This window comes from Leptothoe sp. LEGE 181152 (genome assembly GCF_032906605.1).
In the GTDB taxonomy this organism is placed as follows: domain Bacteria; phylum Cyanobacteriota; class Cyanobacteriia; order Phormidesmidales; family Phormidesmidaceae; genus Leptothoe; species Leptothoe turfae.
This window is the reverse complement of the sequence record NZ_JASATU010000009.1, coordinates 81,312-100,137: the sequence shown is the minus strand read 5'-3', so window position 1 is coordinate 100,137 and position 18,826 is coordinate 81,312. Positions and strand designations below refer to the sequence as shown.

Here is an 18,826-nt window from a genome sequence, read left to right as displayed (position 1 = left end):
GAGGACCCCCCTAAGCCTTCTTCAACTGCCGATAATCCAACTGTCTGTGGAACCAATACTGATACCCACTCACCCCAGGCTGCATCGCCACCGACAAATACGGCTGCGCCACCACGATCCGGGGCATCTCTTCAAACGCAATCTTCAGGAACCCCTTGACACTCTTCTCATACTCCGGATCTCCTGGTTCTGTGGCCAACGCCTTATCCACCAGCTTGTCTAACTCCGGATTCTGATAAGAACTACCATTAAACGTCGCATTCTGCCCGTGGTACGAATAGAAGAAGAAATAATCAGGATAGTTGAGCCAACCACCAAAGTTGTTAACAATCATCGGGCGATTCTTCTCCACCAGCACAGCCCGAAAGTTGGAGCCAGGAACTTTTTCCAAAGTAGCGTTAATGCCAATCTCAGCCAGGGACTCTTTAACCAGTACACAGAGAGGTTCAGCCCATTCTTGAGTACCCAAATTAAAAGCCAGTGTCGTATCAAACCCATCCGGGTAACCAGACTCAGCCATCAGTGCTTTTGCCTTCGCCATATCAGTGTTGTAGGGATACGGCTGCGGCCAGTCAATACTCTTAGGCTCAAAACTCTCCCCTCCATACATTTTGACACACTCGCCGTAGAGGGCCGTGTCCACAATGGCATCGTAGGGCATAGCATAGGCCACCGCCTGTCGTACTTTGACATCGCTAAAGGGGTTAGGAGTACCGTCTAGCTCCGGCTGAGAGTTCAGGTCAATGGTGTAGAGACAGTTTTCAATGGGGGTGGAAACAACCGTGTGCTTACCCATGGCTTTGAGTTCGCTAATGTCTTTTTCAGATACTTCATAGTTAATGTCCACATCACCCTTTTCTAGCAAGGCACGACGATTACCTGACTCAGGCACATTCAGCCAAATAATCTTCTCAATAGCAGGGGCAGGACCAGATTTCCAGTCATCATTGCGCACCAATACGACTCGCTCTTCGGGGGCAAAGGTATCTAGCTTATAGGCACCACTACCAGCTGAATTGGCGTTGGTCCACTCCAGTCCCCAAGGGTCTGCTTCACTAGCATTAGGTTCAATTAGAGTAGAGTTCATGATGGCAGGGATGGGTACCGCCATGTCCATAAGAGTAAGCTTATCCTTTCTGAGGAAGTTAACTTGGAAGGTATGGTCATCCACAACGACAAACTGGTCAGGACTTTCCAGGGCTCCTGCTTTCATCTGGAATGAGGGGAAGCCACCGACGGACACAGCCCGGTCGTAGGACCATTTCACATCCTTGGCGGTGACGGGGGTGCCATCGTGGAAAATAGCGTCTTTGCGCAGATTAAAGGTGACGGATAGCTCATCGTCAGCGACGGTCCAGGATTCGGCTAGCTCGGGTTCGATGACGGTATAGTCATAGGAGAGGGAACCATCGTCTAAAGTTTTGGTGCCAAAGGTGACGAGGCGATCGTAGAGGCACCAGGAGATACCGTAGGCGGGGCGGTTGGTGCCCACTTGGTGGAGGTCCAGACCATTGGGAAAGCCACCACCTTGGACGACAGTGAGTACGGCAGGTTCAGCACCTTTGCCAGGATCGGCAGTGGTTGCACCTTCGGTTGACTCAGCGGCAGGTTTGGATGATGAAGCACAGGCATTAATAAGGGCTGCTAGGGATACGCCTCCGGTAAATGCTGTACCGCGCTTTAGTAGGTCTCGTCGCCGCATTGCCTGACTCCTTCGCTGACAAAGATGTTTAACTGGCAGCAGGTTAGGCCAGACAGACGAAGTTTTTCAGGAAAAATTCGGGAAGAAATCGGGAAGATTTGAAGAAGACTAAGCAATTCGAGTCAACTCAAAAAATAGACTTAATTGGAAATAAAAGCGATCAATCAAAATGGTGTCAAAACCTGACTCTATAAGTATTTAGTCTATACATATTCTCCTGAAACTCTTTTCCTGCAAGGGTTCTAGTGTTTCAGATTAAGTCTTAAGTCTAATGTATCAATCGAGTTTTTTATCGGGTTACATCTACACTACCAGTCAACCACAACAGAGAATCTCCTAAGACTCAACTAAAAAATCATACAATCAGCAGCATGTGAGTTGTTATTTGGAGTTTTCATCAACAACATTTAACCAGAATCTAAAATCGTGATACACCTGCTTGGAGTTTATAGCAGTGCCAGACTCGAAACTTTTCAACATCAAACCATTATTATCTTTTTTGTCAAAGCTAAATATCTCTAGTTTTTTTGTTCCTGAATTATACAGGAAGCTCAAGAACGGATACAAACTAATAGATTCAGCATTAAAACGTATATATAGCTTCTCTTTACTCAATGATTTATCAGCCTCAAATTCTACCCTTTCAAATACAGGATGATCCCCTCTAAGAAGACTCGCCTTATAAATTATTTTTCCTGTAGACCATTCAGTATCAATATCGTCAATTACGACCATTTCGCATTGACTTATGAAGTCAAGATCCTCAAGCAAGGCATTTATATAAATAGATTGCTTATCAACAAATTCTTTATATTCATTAGTGTTTACAGGGCCTCTACCATGCTTGGAATCATTAAGTCTTTCAACAATATATTGACGTGTGTTTTTAGCGAACTCTGATTCTTTTTTACCTCTCCCCTTAAACCATATTGCCGAAAAATTATTTGCTAGTGGGGTATTATCAACCTCTCTTAAGATATTGCATGAGGTTTGTAATAATCTTCGCCAATGTCCTGGCGATAAACCGCTAGCAAGTCCATCTTTAATCTGAGAGCAAAAATCATCAAGTGGATGATTAATATAGTCTCGATATTCAAATACAAGACTCATTCCTACAGACGCTAAAAACGATAAAAGATGTTCACCATACTTCATTTGGCGGTCATATGTGGCAGCATACTCTCGCTCAACATAGATATTCCGGTAAGGATAAGCTAAAGGAAACGGGTAGAGATTACTAATCTTATAATTAATATCGTTCTTTTGAGATAGTGCTTTCTTTAACACTTGAGATGTGAATTTCACCTTTTGAAGGTTATTGGATAGTTCCACTTTGTCAACATTTCCAGAAATTGACTTTCTTAATTGAGCAATTTCAGTAAAAAATGCCAATTCGACTTCGTTCAACGCTTTCTCGAACTCAGCAATTTCTTCTGGTGTTTGATACTTATTACCAATACGATCTGCTTTAAGAAACAACTGTTCGTCTATATCTCCGTTAGGATCAGACTGCAGCAGTAATTCGTTGATTTTTTGATAAAGCGCAATAACGTTGTCCCACCCAGCATTTTTATATCCCTGCGTTGCCAGCCAAGCTTGGTCCTCCTTCGGTAGCTTGCTACGTTGATTTGAATTTGAACGCTTTATCTCCCAGTAACTCATACCGCTGAAGAGACGCTTTTGGCTTTTTTTCTGTTTATTGGTAGCCATGGCGATAACCTCTACCCCAGCGTCCATCTAAACAGACGAATCAACGCCTTACGGATTTCACTATCCTCATACTGCAGTAGCATTTTGGTGTCTCGAGCCAGCCGTAGGCGGATCTGGTCAACGATGTTCTTGAGTTCCTTATTATCCTTTTTGAGCTGAGTATTCGCATCCACCAACTCGTCATTCTGCGTCGTCAGGTTTTGAACCTTGGAGTCTAGATACGACTTTTCAGCCGTTAAACGCTTAATTTCTGCTTCAAGGGTCGCCTTTTCCTTGCTAGTAACCTGCTTCGGCTCAGAAAGATTGGCCTTCGCCTTTTCCATCGTTGCAATTTGCAATTCTAGATACTGATATTCTGACTGTAGTTTTTGCAGCTTTTTTTCTGCATCACTAAGAAGTTGATTGGAATGCCGATTACTTTTGCCCAGTTCTGAATTCTTTGAAGCGTAAGAATCCACAAGCTTAACGGCACTGGGCTGGCTTTGCAAAGTTGCCAACAACTGCTCACAATCCTCAGTATCGAGGGGCTGACTAATATTTTTGTTAATGCCGTATCGGTTTTGGAGAATGGCCTGAAGCTCTTTCTTTGAGGGCATTTTTCTATATTCTACGAAAACTGGAATATCCGTACCCATAACAGATGTTAACTTAAATTAGATGCATATATCCCCGAACTACATCCGTATAGTTTGGCAATTATTGGTGACTAAAGCGATGTGGCCTTCTCTACTTAGTAAGCTAGGTTGCCATCAGCATGACCGGACTATTAACGATGCATCTTTCAGACAAGATGTCGGGTAATACTACATCAGTAGCCACACTTTCATCATTGATGAGCCAAGGAATTACCACACACATAAACGAAAACTATACTAAGGGCACTAAGGACTGATAGCACCAGTGGGATTAAATCGATGACAGCGGCACCTACATCAAGATACGTTACCCGAAATCCAGATATCCTAAACGGTGAGCCAACCATCGTAGGCACCCGCGTTTCAATCAGAGCCATTGTCGGTCAATGGCGCTTAGGAACCTATGCCGAAGACATTCCCACACAGTTTCCTCAACTTACGCTGGCACAAGTCTTTGACGCCCTTAGCTTCTACTTAGACAACCAGGTAGAAATCAACAAATATATTGAGCGTAATCATATTCCAGAAGAACTCATCCATCCTGCTGTTCATGAAATATTTGAACATGAATAGCTTCGATGGCTTCATCCATAAAGCTGTGATAACCTACCAGCTAATCAACGGAGCCCACTATGGAAATATTTGCCGCCATTTTTAGTATTGCCATAGCCCTGACCATCGGAGCCATGAGCCCTGGTCCTAGCTTCGTGATGGTCGCTCGCACCGCATTAGCCGTTTCCCGCAAAGATGGCCTAACAGCGGCGCTAGGCATGGGTGTTGGCGGCGTCCTGTTTGCCACCATTGCCCTACTCGGTCTCCTCACTCTCCTCACCGCCGTACCCGTTCTCTACATTTCCCTAAAAGTCCTAGGAGGAGTCTACCTGATTTATCTCGGCTATAAAATCTGGCAAGACTCTGCCCAGCCGGTCACCTTGAATCCTACCGAGCAACAGACTCAGCAAAATCCAGTCTGGTATTCATTTTTCCTGGGCCTCACCACTCAAATCAGCAATCCCAAAACCGCTGTTGTTTATACCAGTGTTTTTGCCTCTTTACTACCCAGCAATGTGCCCGCCTTCGCAGTCATTGCCCTGCCAATTGTCGTCTTTATCATCGAAGCTGGCTGGTATTCCCTAGTCGCCTTAACACTCTCTGCTACCACCCCTCGCAGCCGCTATCTCGCCTCCAAAAAATGGCTGGACCGCACCGCTGGCACCATACTGTCCTTGCTAGGTGCTAAACTCATCTTCGAAGCGAATAACCCATAGGTAAGGCATGTGCGTCTCCGTCATCCAACATTACCTATTGTTCTCACCCTTCTTTTAGGCACTGGCCTATCTATTCTGGGCACCCTTGCTGTTGCTCGCTGGGAACATGCCAACTATCGCCTCCAGTTCCAACACCAAACCGATGGCCTCACCACTGCCCTTCAGCGTAGCATCAACCGCTATACCGATTTACTCCTGGCCCTGGGAGACTTCTACACCGTCTCAGAACAAACTGTCTCCCGTGCCGAGTTCAACCGCTTTGTCCAACGGGCACTCAAAACTTACCCCGGCATCCAGGCTCTGGAATGGGCTCCAGTAGTATTCGAACAAGATCGCAACACCTTCGAGACTACTATCCAGACCGAAGGCTATGCCTCCTTTCAAATTACCGAACGAGAAAGTCGCGGTGGCCTCACCCGTGCCGCATCCCGTCCTTATTATATTCCTGTCACCTATTTGCAACCCTTAGCAGGCAATGAACTTGCCTTCGGTTATGATCTTATCTCTGACCCCACTCGCCGCACCGCCCTTGAAACCGCCCGAGATACTGGGCAAATTGCAGCCTCCGGTCGAATTCGGTTAGTGCAAGAAAACAAAAATCAGTTTGGTTTTCTAGTCTTCTTGCCCCTATACAATAACTCCACAATTCCCCCATCCCAGACAGCTCGTCGCAATCAGCTCAACGGTTATCTACTAGGAGTTTTTCGGGTTTCAGATGTAATCGAAGAGTCCCTGGAAACCCTCAATTACAACATTGATTTTATCCTAAGAGATCAGAGTGCAGCAGCTTCTGAACAGTTATTAGGTAGCTATGATGCCGCTACTCAAACAGTGACAACGGAGATAGATCAGCATGTGGCTAACAGAACGCCATGTCCCTCATCCACTGACTGCACCCACACCCTTACTACCGGAGGACGTCAGTGGGCCATCACCTTTACTCCTGCTGCCAGTTATCCAGCCCTAGCACCCTGGGGTGCCTTGTCTACGCTAATTATCGGTTTGTTGCTCACGACAATAGTTGCTCGCTATCTCTTCCAAGCCCAAACAGAACTCTCTAGGGCCCGAGAACTGAGCGAAGCTAAAATTCGTCTTTTTTCCATGGCTTCCCATGAGCTACGCACACCCCTCAGTACCATTTTGCTCTCAGCCCAGGCGTTAGAAGCCGATACCCAAGCCAACAATCATCAGCATATCTATGGACGTATTCGAGCCACAGCTAAGCGGATGAATCAGCTACTGAATGATCTGTTGACCCTATCGCGGGCAGAGTCTGGCAAACTACAATTTGACCCCGAAATTATCAACCCAGAAAAGTACTGTCAACAGTTAATAGAAGAGGTTCGGTTTAGCTTTGAAACATCTCCAGTCATTAGTTTTACAATATCCGGTGATTGCCAAAAAGCTTATATTGACCGGCAGCTACTGCGAGCAATTTTGACTAATTTACTCTCCAATGCCATAAAATATTCTGGACCTGAACCCCAGGTAACTTTAGAATTATCTTGTCACCATCATGAGATTATTTTCCAGGTGCAAGATCAGGGTATTGGTATCCCCAAAGCAGACCAGGCCAGACTTTACGAAGCCTTCTATCGAGGGACCAATGTGGGCAATATTGCCGGTACCGGTCTGGGATTATCAGTCGTCAATGCCTGTTTACAGCTTCACCAAGGTACCCTCGCCTGCAAGAGTCAGCTAGGCCAGGGAACAACTTTTAAGGTGACTTTACCACGCATTGATTAACGCCCCGAGGCACACAAATTCCCATGTAGGGTAATATAGGGGCTGGCCTTGCACCTGCCCTGAGATAGCTACACAATCATGCTAGAGGTAGGTATATTATTTTCCCTGTAACCGATACCCTACACCATGTACAGTTTCAATTAATGTTTTAGGTGCGCCAGCCACTTTGAGTTTATTGCGCAAACTTTTAATGTGGGCTTTAACAGTCTCTTCATCGGGTGGACTCTTCATGGACCAAAGAGATTCTAGAATGAAAGAACGGCTTAGCACTCGTCGACCATTGCGCAGCAGCAGTTCTAAAATTGAAAATTCTTTTGGGGTCAGGCGTAGGGCTTGTTTGTTGTAGTTGACCTCATAGGTGCTTGGGTCTAAGCTCAACTTTTCCCAGACGAGAACCATAGGAGACTGTGCACTGCCCCGACGTAACAAAGCCCGGATCTGGGCCAAAAGCTCAGATAAGTCAAAGGGCTTAACCATATAGGCATCTGCCCCAGAATCCAAACCCCGAACCTTATCCTGACTGGTATCCCGCGCCGTCAGCATCAGCACTGGCAGCTCATAGCCATGACTACGCAACCGCTGACATAGTCGAATCCCGTCTAGGTAAGGCAAGGTCACATCCATCAGCGTCAGGTCATAGTCCATCAGTTGCACCTGACTCCAGCCTGATTCCCCATCCTTAACAGCGTCCACCACGTAGCGCTGGGCCTCTAACACCTCTGTCAAAGACTCTGCAAGTTGACTATCATCCTCAACCAACAGAAGACGCATTGCTACCTATACCAACTGTCAATACTTCCTATCTAAAGATGACTAGATCATTACTCCTATGCTGTGTAATTGACTACACCTATTACTGACGATTTGTTACCGCTACATTACAAAACACTTAACTTGCAACAAAGTACACAGTTCTCTACGTAGGTCTCGTCTAAATTAACACCATAGGTCTGCATGGCGAGGATAGGGTGATGGGTGGATGAGGAAGTACGCCCAGATTTAGTGCGCGAGGCCCGTCAGCACTAGTCCGTAGAAAACAATATTTACCTGTTTGGTCATCGAGGCTATGTAGCTGTCAAAGGGGGTGCTCAAGACTGTCCCTATATCTATCAGGCAAGATATGGTGACCGGTAATTATCGGCTGCCTTGGGAAGACGACGTGGTGTATACCGATGGTACTTCATGTGGATTTGACGCTCCAACCCGTGAGTATAAGGGAGAGGAGTGATCTTCTAGTGTTTTGAGCAATGGTTAGTAGCTTTTCTATATTTTCTAAACTGTTCGATTTTGACTGGTTGTATTCAACCTGAGCCTTGGTAGGGTGTGGTTATTGGACAACCATAACGTCACCACAAAAATTCCAGCTACTAAGCCCAAGCTGATCAGGGCAGTAATTATAAAAATTTTATTTTCTCTCATGACATGTTCGCTATAGGTGCGATGAAGCTAAGGTGAGATGCCCAAAAAGCTTCGAGAATTTCTGATAGTTAAGTAGCTCAAAGCCACTGCAATCGTAGATGCATTAGATATGGACGTAGACCTGAACGCTTGGTTCCCTAAATCAAAAATTAAAATTTGGTTCGTTGCGAACATTTTGATCAGAGATAGAAATGGTATGCCTGCTTTGGAGTGAGTGTAATACCCATGGGCCATTCCGTAACCTCAGCCCCCTATTCCTATCCTTACAATGGCGATCTGCGTCCCGACAATACCGCTGATCATCATTGATATGCAAACGGACTTTTGTCGCATTTTGGTACGTGGTGAAGCAGGCTGGGAAATCATCCCTAAGCTAGCTCCTCTACCAGGGGAAACTGTGATCGATAACCTGGTAAAGGGGCATTTTTTGCGACTGATCTAGACTTGTTGTTGCGTCGTAATATATAAAAAATCTTCTAAGCCAAAGCTTATCTAAGAACTCTTTTTACTCAGGCGAGATTCAGCTTAGCCCTGTTTACTAAAAACCGTCAAGCCGGTCATCGCTGGCAGTTCAAGTCCTTCTGACTATTTTTTCTCAGTAAACAACATGAAACTTACTTACTTTGCAGCCCTGGCTGTTTCTTCTATGCTGACTGTTAGCACAGCGATCGTTACCAACAGTTTTCAACCGGCATATGCAGCTCCCTGTGCTGCTTCAAGTGTAAATCCTTGTGCTGCTAACCCCTGTGCTGCTAATCCTTGTGCTGCTGACCCCTGTGCTGCTGACCCCTGTGCTGCTAACCCCTGTGCTGCTGCTAATCCTTGTGCTGCTGGAAACCCCTGCGCTGCAACGGATACAGGCAGCTTTGTTACTGTATCCAGCGATACCGTTGGTGGCGTAACTATTGTCGAAGAAAATGGTAAGCGCTATCTCGAATTTGACGAGACCTTCAGCACTGATGACGGTCCTGATCTATTTGTATTGCTACACAAAGAAGCGACTCCCCAAAGCTATAGCTCTGACAAGTTTGTGAATCTAGGAGATCTACAATCCATTAACGGTAGTCAGCGCTATGAGATTCCTGAGGATATCTCCATTGATGAATTTAAGTCTGCTGTGATTTGGTGCCGTCAGTTTAATGTAACCTTTGGCTTTGCAGCGATTTAGAACGGGATAATATTTTGGTTCTAAAAGTCTCCTAAGTAAAAAAGAAAGGTTTATTACTCGATTTTTGAAGATCCCCCCTTAACTCCGCTCTGCCCCTAGCAGGTAAAGCTCTGGGGGATTTTCAATTGTTAGAAACAAGGTAAGGAGTTGTGAAAAAATAAGTTATTTCTAATTGCATATATTCGGGGTTACGACGAGGTCGATTGTGTATGTCAGGAAATGCCATAGATCAAGCCTCAAACGCTAACAGCCCCATTGGGAGAAAATCCTTCCGTTGCCATGGATAATGGAAAGGTACGTCAGCAGACGTTTTGTACTTTTCCCGATTTTTGCTTAATGGCAACCACATTACCCGCTGATGTTCAGCATCTAACCGAAGACACATCGGTGGCCCTAGCCAGTCAAATCCAGTTTGCTGATATCTCTACCAATCTCACAGAATCGCCCATAGCCACTAGCTATATGTGTGCTGGAACCGGCAAACCTATCCTATTAATCCATGGATTTGACAGTTCGATTTTTGAATTTCGTCGTTTAGTCCCCCAGCTATCTGCTAATGCTCAAGTCTGGGTAATGGATTTACTAGGCTTTGGGTTTACTGACCGCACGACGGATGCTCCCATTACTCCTACGGCTATCCAGCAGCATATCTATAGTTTTTGGCAACAGCAGATCGGCCAGCCAATGATCTTGGCCGGTGCTTCCATGGGAGGAGCCGCCGCTATTGACTTTACCCTCAATTTTCCAGAAGCAGTGGAGAAACTGGTGCTTCTAGACAGTGCCGGATTTGCTGCTGGACCAGCCATGGGAAAATTCATGGTACCCCCCCTTGATGGCTGGGCAACCACATTTCTCAAAAATCCTGGTGTACGGCGGCGGATTAGCCAACAGGCTTACTACGATCGCACCTTTGTGACTCCAGATGCTGAACTTTGTGCTGCCTTACATCTACAGATGCCCAACTGGAAAGAAGCCCTGATTGCATTTACTAAAAGCGGTGGCTATAACTTCTTGACTAACTATATTCAAAAGATTGAACCACCGACGCTGATTGTGTGGGGTAGGCAGGACAAAATCTTGGGTACCAAAGATGCTCAACGCTTTCAGCAGACCATCCCCAATAACAAGCTGGTGTGGATTGATGACTGTGGCCATGTGCCCCACCTAGAAAAACCCAGGAACACAGCCCAGGCAATTGTGTCTTTTGTGTAGGTTCAATTGGTAGACCTGGGTAACACCCAAAAAATTTGCCTTTATGGTATGTATATTGGAACATTAAGGTTTACTAACTAATTATCATATAGAAACCTAATGTGCATTTTGTCAGACGCGGGTAGCGCGTCTGCCTAATCTCACACGACTAATACGCCCATGAACCTCGGAATGATTCTAGACATTTGTCCGGAAAATATCAGTGTGAGCCGTTGGGTCCAGTTTACGGGTTCCATCACTTGGTGGGTGGCGAAATCTCCCCTGGCAAGCTTAATGATAGGGGGCATGCTTATGCTCAGCTTCCTAATTATTAGTGGACTCTTGATGCGGGGTTTTATTCTGCTGGGTCGAGGCCGCTCGATTAAGCGGGCTTGGAGCTGGGGTTTTCCCATCGCATTTTTGGTAAGCGTTTCACCACTGCTGATTGGGGAGCCCTTACTGACGCATTTCCTCCCGGCCTATCAGGGACAAACCGCCGATGCTGTTGTCATATTGGGGCGCGGCAGGTCGTTACAAAACAGCCGGGTGATGGCAGCGGCTGAACTCATGGCGATGGATCGTGCCCCACAGGTATTTGTCAGCGGCCATGGAGATGCACCTTTTCTGGCTAATCAATTAGAGCGGGTGGGCATAGCTCCTAGCAAAATCTCGGGGGAAGCTTGTTCGCGCACCACGGAACAAAATGCTAAATATACGGCTCAACAGTTGATGCCCAGTGGGGTTAGATCAATTATTTTAGTGAGTGATCCTCCCCATCTATTGCGATCGCAGCTAGTTTTTCGCAGCCTTGGGTTTGACGTCATTCCTTACCCCAGCCCCCTGCCGCAGACGCTGGGGCTACGGTATCGCCGTCTACTGACCATGCGAGAGACCCTGGGTCTCGTTGCCTATGGTGTGATGGGACGCTATCAACCCCGACCGATTCACTCCATGAATCCGACCGCTGCACAGTAAACTAGTGCGGAAACATGGTTTATCGGAGGTGCGATCGCAATGGGGTCAGCTTCATCACAGTCATCTGTCCGCTGGGTCGCCATCCTTACCGTGGTTTTCACCCTGTTTATTGCCTTTTTCTGGCGTTTAGACAGCATTGGCTTAATCGATGAAACAGAGCCTTTATTTGCCGAAGCCTCCCGTCAGATGTACGCTACCGGCGATTGGATCACCCCTTATTTCAATGGTGAAACCCGGTTTGATAAACCTCCCCTGGTGTACTGGGGTATGGCCTTAGGGTTTCACATTTTTGGTGTGGGAGAATGGGGCGTGCGACTACCCTCGGCATTGGCCGCTGCTGGTTTAACCGGATTTAGCTTTTACACCCTGCAACGGTTTGGCTATGCCCATGGAGGGCAGTCCGCCGACATTCAAGATAAACGACAAGCCTTCACCCTGGCAGCTGTAGTAGGTGCCGTCTCCATGGCCCTCCACCCAGAGACCCTGGTGTGGGCCCGCACTGGTGTCTCAGACATGTTGCTATCAGGCTGTATGGGAGCCGCGCTGCTGTGTTTCTTTTGGGGGTATGCCCAAGCCCCCCGCTGGTACTACGGCTTCTACATTTTTGTCGCCCTGGCAGTATTAGACAAAGGCCCTGTGGGACTGGTCATTCCAGGGTTAATTGTGACAGTGTTTGCGGCCTATGTGGGCCAGATTCGCACCCTACTCAAAGAAATCAAACTGCTACAGGGTAGTCTCATAACACTGTTGTTGACGGTGCCCTGGTTCATCGCCGTCATCGCCATCCATGGTCAAACCTACATCGACAGCTTTTTTGGTTACCACAACTACGAACGTTTTACCGACGTCGTCAATGGCCACGCCGCCCCCTGGTATTTCTACTTTGCCGTCGTCGCCGTCGGCTTTTTACCCTGGTCCCCAGGGTTACCCTTTGCCATGACCCGCTTGCGCCCCTGGGCCTTAGGCTACTGGCGACATCAGCCCAGAGAGAAACAGCTAGGACTGTTTGCCCTCATTTGGTTTCTCACCATTTTCTGCTTCTTTACGGCTGCGGTGACTAAGCTACCCAGCTATGTGCTACCGCTCATGCCAGCAGCAGCCATCCTGGTGGGGCTTATGTGGGCCGGGCCGCGTCAGCGCGGTACCTGGATCAGCGCTATCTTGAGCATTGTGTTCTTTGCAATTCTCTCCATAGCCTCTTACCTCACCCCCAATTGGATCGGGGGTGATCCAGTCATGCCAGACTTTCCGGTATTAGTACGAGATTCTCAGGCTATGGCCTATGGCTCCATTGTATGGGGGCTAGCCACCCTGGCAGGGCTAGGATTGTTGCTAATGCGACGTGTTCGCTGGGTATGGGCCGTAAGTTTTATAGCATTCATGGCATTTACTGTGGTTTCCATTTTGCCCGTAGCCGCCATTGCCGACAGCCAGCGTCAGCTACCCTTACGACAGCTAGCCGAGACCATCCAAACAGAACAGCAGCCAGATGAAACCATAGCAATGGTAGGGTTTATGAAACCCAGTCTGGTGTTTTATACCCAAAGCCCTGTACTATATACCTATAACCCTGATTCAGAGCAATTACAGGCCACTGGTCAAGCCCTGGTCGTGGGTCATCCCGATGAAATTGCCACAGCCATTAGCGCCGGCCAGTCAGGAGAGATTTTACAAACAGCAGGCACCTATCAGTTAGCTCGCGTAATCTTCACTCCAGAGTACTAACGGAACAGCATCTTTGCACGTATCCCGTAATGCCTTAGCTTAACAAACCCTTGTTGGGGTACTCTGTTTAGCTTTGAACGCTTTACTAACGCTTTGGCAACGTTGTTTCCCATAGCCTGTGACACAGACAATATCAGGAACCGCATCAACAAGAATTCAATACTATGGCACGTCAGCAATGGTCTTCCAAAACAGTTTTTATCCTCGCAGCTATTGGTTCAGCCGTTGGCTTAGGGAATGTTTGGCGCTTTCCATATCTTGCCGGTAAATATGGCGGTGGGGCTTTTCTAATTCCTTATTTAGTAGCGCTATTAGTTGTTGGGATTCCTCTCCTGATGCTGGAGTTTGCCATTGGGCAAAAAATGCAGCAAGGGGCAATCGGTGCATTTAAGAAAATGCATCCCAGGTTCCAAGGCTTTGGTTTAGCTGCAGTTATCGCAGGCTTCATAATCATTGCTTACTACGCAGTCGTCATGGCCTGGACCCTTATTTATTTTTTGGCAGCCTTTCGCGTCAGTTGGTCAGAAAATGCAGAACAATACTTTTTTGAGTCGGTCCTGCATCTAAGTGAAGGGATAAGTACAGTTGGTGCCATTAATTTCCCCATTCTGCTTGCCTTGGCAGCTGTGTGGATGATGATTTATTTTTGTATCTGGCGTGGGCCTCACAGTGCGGGTCACGTCGTTCTCTGGACTGTACCATTGCCTATTATCCTACTAGGTGTCTTATTTATCAGGGCCGTTACCCTACCTGGTTTTTTAGACGGTTGGCAGGTCTATCTCATTCCCGCTTGGCAAGTATTACTTAAGCCTGAAGTCTGGTCAGCCGCGTTCTCTCAAATTTTCTTTACTCTCTCCCTGGCCTTTGGCACAATGCTGACCTACGCCAGTTATAAATCTCCTGACAGTGAGATTGTGCAAGACACCTGGATCACAGCCTTGACCAACAGTGCCATTAGTCTATTCTCAGGTTTTGTGGTCTTTGCCGTCTTGGGATACATGGCGTTGCAAACAGATACCCCAGTAACAGAACTGGCGGCCTCTGGACCAGGTTTAGCGTTTGTGGTCTTTCCCCAAGCCCTTAGTCTCATGCCACTACCAGGGGTGTTTAGTGTCCTCTTCTTTCTCATGCTATTCTTCCTGGGGATTGATAGCGCATTTTCCATTGTGGAAGCGGTTAACGCAGCCATCCTAGATCTTAAACCTAACTGGCAGACTCAATACGTATCCATCGGCGTCTGTTTGTCAGGCCTATTGGCGGGATTAATATACACCACCCAGGCAGGTCTTTATTTTCTAGACATTACAGACCACTTCATCACAAATTACACCCTCATATTGATTGCTATTGCCCAAGCAATTTTAGGAGGTTGGATCTATGGAGCTGAAGTACTGCGTCGATACATTAACAACGTCAGCAACTGGCAAGTAAATCGATGGTGGTCCATATTGATCAAGTTTATTGTTCCAGGCTGTCTAACTGCACTCTTAGTAGCTCAACTGATCAATGATCTCCGTGTTCCCTATGAAGGCTATCCAAGCTGGGCGTTAGCCTTTGGCTGGCTGTGGGTGTTGTTCCCAATTGTCATCATGGTCGCTCCTTTCATCATCAAACTAGAGGGAAGTAAAACGGAGCATTATTCCGCCACTATTCCCCCCAGGAAATAGTTAGGGTTTCTAAGTAACACAGCCCATCAAAACTGTTCGATTCGATACATTTTGTGTTAACTTTTAAATCCATGTACCTGAAATAAAAAACATTCGTTACCAGCATCTGCTATGAAAAGCTACTTTTCTGCCCTGATTGATCGTGATCTATGTCCCGGTGCGGTCAAAGTTGCGCTTGTCGTTGGTACTCTTCTGTTCAGCATCAACCATGGCCCCGCCCTTGCTAAGGGTAAAATGACACCCACCCGCTGGCTGGCTGGACTGTTAACCTACGTCGTGCCCTACTCTGTCAATATCCATGGGCAGTATGCTTATCGCAAGCGTCAGTCAGCGTCTTAGTTGGATACAGGTACTTAGTTGAATACAGAACACGACCATGGCATGGTTAGATATGCCATGGTCGCCCATGCTAATGGGGGTAGAACGACTGCCGACTAGCCTGGTTCAAGGTGACCTATGCAACCCTTTCCAACAACTCTCCCCGAGCTAAAGACTCGGCAGTTCAGGCTGCGTTCCATGTCGACTAATGACAAGGCCAGTCTATTTGCTATCTATGGCGATCCAGAAGTGATGCGGTTCGCAAGTGATGAGACATTCTCGACCCCAGCAACAGTTGACGAGATGCTCTCAAGTGTCAGCCAGCTCTTCCAAGAACAGACATCTATGGAATGGGGTATTGAGCGACGTACCGACCATACATTGATTGGCACCTGCGGTCTGCACTCCTTTGATCTGACAAACAACTCGGCAGAGGTGGGCTGCATGCTTACCAGGTCAGCCTGGGGACATGGGTATATGCAAGAAGCACTGCGCGCAGTTATCTGGTATGCATTTTGCGATCGCAAAATCACGCGCTTGCGAGCTGATATTGATACCCTCAACCACCGTTCTATTCGCTTGTTTAGCAAGCTGGGCTTTATCCATCAGGGAGGTACCATCTATGTTTGCAAACCTAAGTGCAAACCTGAGGGAGGCGATCTCTGATCCACACTAAGGATTTCTAGCAGATATGGCTTTGATGCCTGAGTAGGCCTGTAGAATATCAAAATTAAAGTGTTTCAATTATTTGTCAAAGCAGATGTCTCAGGTGTCAGACAAGAAGCTTAAAGAGAAATTTTGCCAGAAACTTTTGTTGACTGCTCAAGAATTAATTCCTAACACAGCGGTAAATAACACTACAGTTCAACCCCTAGCCACATTAACAAAGTTAGTAGTTCGCCATCGAGAGACGATACGCGCTCTGAAAGTAACCTACCCCTCGCTTGTTATCATCCTATCAGGATCCAAAATCTTCTATATCAATGAACAACCATTGACATTTGAAGCGGGCGATTTATTTGTTATCCCTCCGCATATTACTTTCGATGTCATTAATCAGCCTCCAATCCAAGGCGAGTACATTGCTCTCATCCTGGAACTATCAAATAATTTACTGGAACGTGTTCGGAGGGCGTATCCAGAAATCATTGAATCTCAGCCAAACTCTCCCATCACTGAAGCACTCTCAACTGTAGATTTCAATATTGTGTTATCGCCATCCCTAGCAGATGCACTCATCCACTTAGTCAAAGGAACGTCCAATAGATATCATCAAATCCTTATGCTCAATGAGCATCGTCTTATAGAAGTAGTCTTGCTATTGCTACAAAGTAATGTTCGAACGCTGCTTTTAAAGTCCATTTATCCTGATTTTGCTACGCATCTTCGTTCGTTGATCAGTAACAATCTTGCAGATGATTGGTCCCTAGAACGATTGGCTCAAAGACTTGATATGAGTGTTTCTACCCTCAAGCGACGGCTGCAAAGCGCCAATTTAAGTTACCGTCAGCTGCTAGATGAAGAGCGCATGCACAAAGCCATGGAATTACTGGAACAAAGTCATCAGAGTGTTGCCCAAATTGCCCTGGCCTGCGGTTATAAGTCTCAATCTCGGTTTGCAGCCCGATTTCGTAAATACTATGACCTGAACCCATCGGATATTCGTTCTGGCAAAGCAAGTCATGTTCACTAATCTTAGGCCATTTGGCAGATTGAGCTTTTGAGGCGCAAAATTGAACTTCCCTGCATCGATCTCTACCTTTGATTGCCTTGATAATCAAAGCGTCTAATACAAAATCCAAACAACAACCCCGAGTCAAACTAGATACCCCGTAGGGGCTGCGCCATTTATTAATCCCGACTAAAGACAATCATCGTCGGGGCACTCCCTTGTGGAGGGCGGCTGAGCGCACCGTTGAAGCCTGCCCTGCAATATCAAGCGCTATCAGTCAGGATTTCATATTGGCCAGGATTTCGTGTAATTCCAAGAGGTATTTATTATGCTGAGAAAAACAACGTTATTTATGTTGGTTTTGTGTAGCGTGATTGTTTTTCAATCTGCTACCATGGCAAGTCCATTCTCTCTCACTAGCCCCCAGATAACCGAGAATGCCACATTACCCCAGTCCATGGTCTTCCAAGGCTTTAGTTGTGAAGGGGGCAATCAGTCGCCAGAACTAAGCTGGACTGGTGCACCGGCTGGGACCAAAAGCTATGTGATCACTATGTATGACCCTGATGCGCCCACAGGTGTGGGCTGGTGGCATTGGCTATTGTTTAACATTCCTGCTGACACGCATAGTCTGCCCCAGGATGCTGGCAACCCAGCGGCTAATTTGCTGCCCGTAGGTAGTCAACAGGGCTATACAGATTACGGTTCCAGTGAATATGGGGGTGCCTGCCCGCCCGTCGGTGATACGCCCCACCGATACCTTGTTACTGTCTATGCCCTGGATGTGGATTATTTGCCCACCGGTCCTGAAACGACTGGTGCTAAACTCGCTTTTTTGATGCGTGGTCATATTCTGGCAGAGGCTACAATTACTGGACGCTATGGGCGATAAATTGATTATCTTCAGCTCACACCGTTTAATCTCCTCAGGTTGACTGCCTGAAACATCTTAGGTCTCCCTATGATATCAAGTACGACACCGTGCCCAAGACCGTGATGCGTAAGTCCTGATAGCGTTTGCCATGTTGGGTCAGCCAACGTTTGGCAGCAGCGACCTCACAGTCTTGTTTATCATGGCCATCCTAGGGCACGACAAACTCAGAGACTAAAGGGAATCACGTGCTCTCGCCCCGGGCACGCTAGCACCGGAGTAACGACACTATGGAAATATTGGAGCTTTCCGGATTTGAGTTTGCGATGGGAACATTACGGACATTGAATTTGGGTCGATCTAAAATACTCGGTCCCATCGATGGGCATGAGCAACTCATCTTTGAAGCTACGAAACGTCTTTAATTGGTCCGTTGCTTTGAGGAGTTGAGACCCGCATCGAACATGGCAAACAGATGATGGGGAGGAACCTCATCGAGCAATGAGCGAATTTGATTGTCGCTGGGCACCTCATGAGTGCCGAATAAATTCTCGACATTGCTTCGGCCTTTACGGTCTGCCATCGCCTTTTGATGGGCCAGAAACGATGGATCTTGCATAAAAAACGTAAAGATTCAGGGGGGTTAGTCTCCTTCAGGGATCAATGAAGGTACAGGAGAACCATGTCGAGAGGCTTTTAAGGCATCACTCAGGAAGTCAAAGATCGAACGTTGCTGAGCTGTAATAGTTAAGACTTTAT

The 18,826-nt window shown here is 46.9% G+C and carries 17 protein-coding genes and 2 pseudogenes; 14 read left to right on the top strand and 5 right to left on the bottom strand.

Annotation, left to right across the window (positions count from 1 at the left end; genetic code table 11):
- Nucleotides 1–10 precede the first annotated feature (10 nt).
- The 3 genes from QGP82_RS05650 to QGP82_RS05640 all read right to left on the bottom strand — a co-directional run bounded on the left by QGP82_RS05650 (nucleotide 11) and on the right by QGP82_RS05640 (nucleotide 4,008).
- Entirely contained in the window at nucleotides 11–1,702 is a 1,692-nt protein-coding gene (locus QGP82_RS05650) for an ABC transporter substrate-binding protein (RefSeq protein ID WP_499057621.1), read from the bottom strand.
- Between the two features lie 381 nt (nucleotides 1,703–2,083).
- Nucleotides 2,084–3,412, bottom strand: a complete 1,329-nt coding sequence (locus tag QGP82_RS05645) for a hypothetical protein (protein ID WP_499057618.1) — start codon at nucleotides 3,410–3,412, stop codon at nucleotides 2,084–2,086.
- A gap of 11 nt (nucleotides 3,413–3,423) precedes the next feature.
- Nucleotides 3,424–4,008, bottom strand: a complete 585-nt coding sequence (locus QGP82_RS05640) for a hypothetical protein (protein WP_499057615.1) — start codon at nucleotides 4,006–4,008, stop codon at nucleotides 3,424–3,426.
- Between the two features lie 318 nt (nucleotides 4,009–4,326).
- Here QGP82_RS05640 and QGP82_RS05635 point away from each other — a divergent pair, with 318 nt between their 5' ends.
- Genes QGP82_RS05635 through QGP82_RS05625 form a run of 3 tightly spaced genes read left to right on the top strand, consistent with a single transcriptional unit; the run spans nucleotide 4,327 to nucleotide 7,061 of the window.
- Nucleotides 4,327–4,620 (top strand): DUF433 domain-containing protein, encoded by a 294-nt coding sequence (locus tag QGP82_RS05635; protein WP_499057612.1) that lies wholly within the window; start codon nucleotides 4,327–4,329, stop codon nucleotides 4,618–4,620.
- A gap of 59 nt (nucleotides 4,621–4,679) precedes the next feature.
- The gene (locus QGP82_RS05630) at nucleotides 4,680–5,315 is read left to right on the top strand and encodes a LysE family translocator (RefSeq protein WP_163670687.1); all 636 of its coding nucleotides are present in this window, start codon (nucleotides 4,680–4,682) and stop codon (nucleotides 5,313–5,315) included.
- A gap of 9 nt (nucleotides 5,316–5,324) precedes the next feature.
- Nucleotides 5,325–7,061: a CHASE domain-containing sensor histidine kinase gene (locus tag QGP82_RS05625; RefSeq protein ID WP_499057609.1), complete on the top strand. Its 1,737-nt coding sequence runs from the start codon at nucleotides 5,325–5,327 to the stop codon at nucleotides 7,059–7,061.
- Between the two features lie 96 nt (nucleotides 7,062–7,157).
- Here QGP82_RS05625 and QGP82_RS05620 read toward each other — a convergent pair whose 3' ends face one another.
- Nucleotides 7,158–7,832, bottom strand: a complete 675-nt coding sequence (locus QGP82_RS05620) for a response regulator transcription factor (RefSeq protein WP_490795137.1) — start codon at nucleotides 7,830–7,832, stop codon at nucleotides 7,158–7,160.
- 204 nt (nucleotides 7,833–8,036) lie between these two features.
- Here QGP82_RS05620 and amiF point away from each other — a divergent pair.
- The 11 genes and pseudogenes from amiF to QGP82_RS05565 all read left to right on the top strand — a co-directional run.
- A pseudogene (gene amiF / locus QGP82_RS05615) lies at nucleotides 8,037–8,289 on the top strand (formamidase); the annotation flags it as partial.
- A gap of 416 nt (nucleotides 8,290–8,705) precedes the next feature.
- A pseudogene (locus tag QGP82_RS05610) lies at nucleotides 8,706–8,939 on the top strand (cysteine hydrolase family protein); the annotation flags it as partial.
- Nucleotides 8,940–9,087: 148 nt separating this feature from the next.
- Nucleotides 9,088–9,648: a DM13 domain-containing protein gene (locus QGP82_RS05605; protein ID WP_499057606.1), complete on the top strand. Its 561-nt coding sequence runs from the start codon at nucleotides 9,088–9,090 to the stop codon at nucleotides 9,646–9,648.
- Nucleotides 9,649–9,927: 279 nt separating this feature from the next.
- Nucleotides 9,928–10,860 carry an alpha/beta fold hydrolase gene (locus tag QGP82_RS05600; RefSeq protein ID WP_163670693.1) on the top strand — a complete coding sequence of 311 codons (933 nt, stop codon included), beginning with the start codon at nucleotides 9,928–9,930 and terminating at the stop codon, nucleotides 10,858–10,860.
- A gap of 291 nt (nucleotides 10,861–11,151) precedes the next feature.
- Nucleotides 11,152–11,814 carry a YdcF family protein gene (locus QGP82_RS05595; protein WP_499057603.1) on the top strand — a complete coding sequence of 221 codons (663 nt, stop codon included), beginning with the start codon at nucleotides 11,152–11,154 and terminating at the stop codon, nucleotides 11,812–11,814.
- A 39-nt stretch (nucleotides 11,815–11,853) separates the two neighbouring features.
- Complete coding sequence (locus QGP82_RS05590; protein ID WP_499057600.1) at nucleotides 11,854–13,539, top strand: ArnT family glycosyltransferase; 1,686 nt, start codon at nucleotides 11,854–11,856, stop codon at nucleotides 13,537–13,539.
- 164 nt (nucleotides 13,540–13,703) lie between these two features.
- Nucleotides 13,704–15,206 carry a sodium-dependent transporter gene (locus QGP82_RS05585; RefSeq protein WP_163670698.1) on the top strand — a complete coding sequence of 501 codons (1,503 nt, stop codon included), beginning with the start codon at nucleotides 13,704–13,706 and terminating at the stop codon, nucleotides 15,204–15,206.
- A gap of 111 nt (nucleotides 15,207–15,317) precedes the next feature.
- Nucleotides 15,318–15,545, top strand: a complete 228-nt coding sequence (nrtS, locus tag QGP82_RS05580; RefSeq protein ID WP_163670699.1) for a nitrate/nitrite transporter NrtS — start codon at nucleotides 15,318–15,320, stop codon at nucleotides 15,543–15,545.
- A gap of 117 nt (nucleotides 15,546–15,662) precedes the next feature.
- Nucleotides 15,663–16,190, top strand: coding sequence for a GNAT family N-acetyltransferase (locus QGP82_RS05575; RefSeq protein ID WP_163700796.1), 528 nt, complete (start codon nucleotides 15,663–15,665; stop codon nucleotides 16,188–16,190).
- A gap of 94 nt (nucleotides 16,191–16,284) precedes the next feature.
- Nucleotides 16,285–17,217, top strand: coding sequence for a helix-turn-helix domain-containing protein (locus QGP82_RS05570; protein ID WP_499057596.1), 933 nt, complete (start codon nucleotides 16,285–16,287; stop codon nucleotides 17,215–17,217).
- Nucleotides 17,218–17,590: 373 nt separating this feature from the next.
- Nucleotides 17,591–18,088 carry a YbhB/YbcL family Raf kinase inhibitor-like protein gene (locus tag QGP82_RS05565; protein WP_499057593.1) on the top strand — a complete coding sequence of 166 codons (498 nt, stop codon included), beginning with the start codon at nucleotides 17,591–17,593 and terminating at the stop codon, nucleotides 18,086–18,088.
- A gap of 400 nt (nucleotides 18,089–18,488) precedes the next feature.
- Here QGP82_RS05565 and QGP82_RS05560 read toward each other — a convergent pair whose 3' ends face one another.
- A complete protein-coding gene (locus tag QGP82_RS05560; RefSeq protein WP_499057590.1) occupies nucleotides 18,489–18,686 on the bottom strand; it encodes a hypothetical protein in 198 nt (65 codons plus the stop codon).
- Nucleotides 18,687–18,826 lie beyond the last annotated feature (140 nt).

Bases quoted from the DNA above. Each gene is read 5' to 3' on its own strand.
- QGP82_RS05650 (WP_499057621.1), bottom strand. From the start codon at position 1,702: ATGCGGCGACGAGACCTACTAAAGCGCGGTACAGCATTTACCGGAGGC.
- QGP82_RS05645 (WP_499057618.1), bottom strand. From the start codon at position 3,412: ATGGCTACCAATAAACAGAAAAAAAGCCAAAAGCGTCTCTTCAGCGGT.
- QGP82_RS05640 (WP_499057615.1), bottom strand. From the start codon at position 4,008: ATGCCCTCAAAGAAAGAGCTTCAGGCCATTCTCCAAAACCGATACGGC.
- QGP82_RS05635 (WP_499057612.1), top strand. From the start codon at position 4,327: ATGACAGCGGCACCTACATCAAGATACGTTACCCGAAATCCAGATATC.
- QGP82_RS05630 (WP_163670687.1), top strand. From the start codon at position 4,680: ATGGAAATATTTGCCGCCATTTTTAGTATTGCCATAGCCCTGACCATC.
- QGP82_RS05620 (WP_490795137.1), bottom strand. From the start codon at position 7,832: ATGCGTCTTCTGTTGGTTGAGGATGATAGTCAACTTGCAGAGTCTTTG.
- QGP82_RS05605 (WP_499057606.1), top strand. From the start codon at position 9,088: ATGAAACTTACTTACTTTGCAGCCCTGGCTGTTTCTTCTATGCTGACT.
- QGP82_RS05600 (WP_163670693.1), top strand. From the start codon at position 9,928: ATGGATAATGGAAAGGTACGTCAGCAGACGTTTTGTACTTTTCCCGAT.
- QGP82_RS05595 (WP_499057603.1), top strand. From the start codon at position 11,152: ATGCTCAGCTTCCTAATTATTAGTGGACTCTTGATGCGGGGTTTTATT.
- QGP82_RS05590 (WP_499057600.1), top strand. From the start codon at position 11,854: ATGGGGTCAGCTTCATCACAGTCATCTGTCCGCTGGGTCGCCATCCTT.
- QGP82_RS05585 (WP_163670698.1), top strand. From the start codon at position 13,704: ATGGCACGTCAGCAATGGTCTTCCAAAACAGTTTTTATCCTCGCAGCT.
- nrtS (WP_163670699.1), top strand. From the start codon at position 15,318: ATGAAAAGCTACTTTTCTGCCCTGATTGATCGTGATCTATGTCCCGGT.
- QGP82_RS05575 (WP_163700796.1), top strand. From the start codon at position 15,663: ATGCAACCCTTTCCAACAACTCTCCCCGAGCTAAAGACTCGGCAGTTC.
- QGP82_RS05570 (WP_499057596.1), top strand. From the start codon at position 16,285: ATGTCTCAGGTGTCAGACAAGAAGCTTAAAGAGAAATTTTGCCAGAAA.
- QGP82_RS05565 (WP_499057593.1), top strand. From the start codon at position 17,591: ATGGCAAGTCCATTCTCTCTCACTAGCCCCCAGATAACCGAGAATGCC.
- QGP82_RS05560 (WP_499057590.1), bottom strand. From the start codon at position 18,686: ATGCAAGATCCATCGTTTCTGGCCCATCAAAAGGCGATGGCAGACCGT.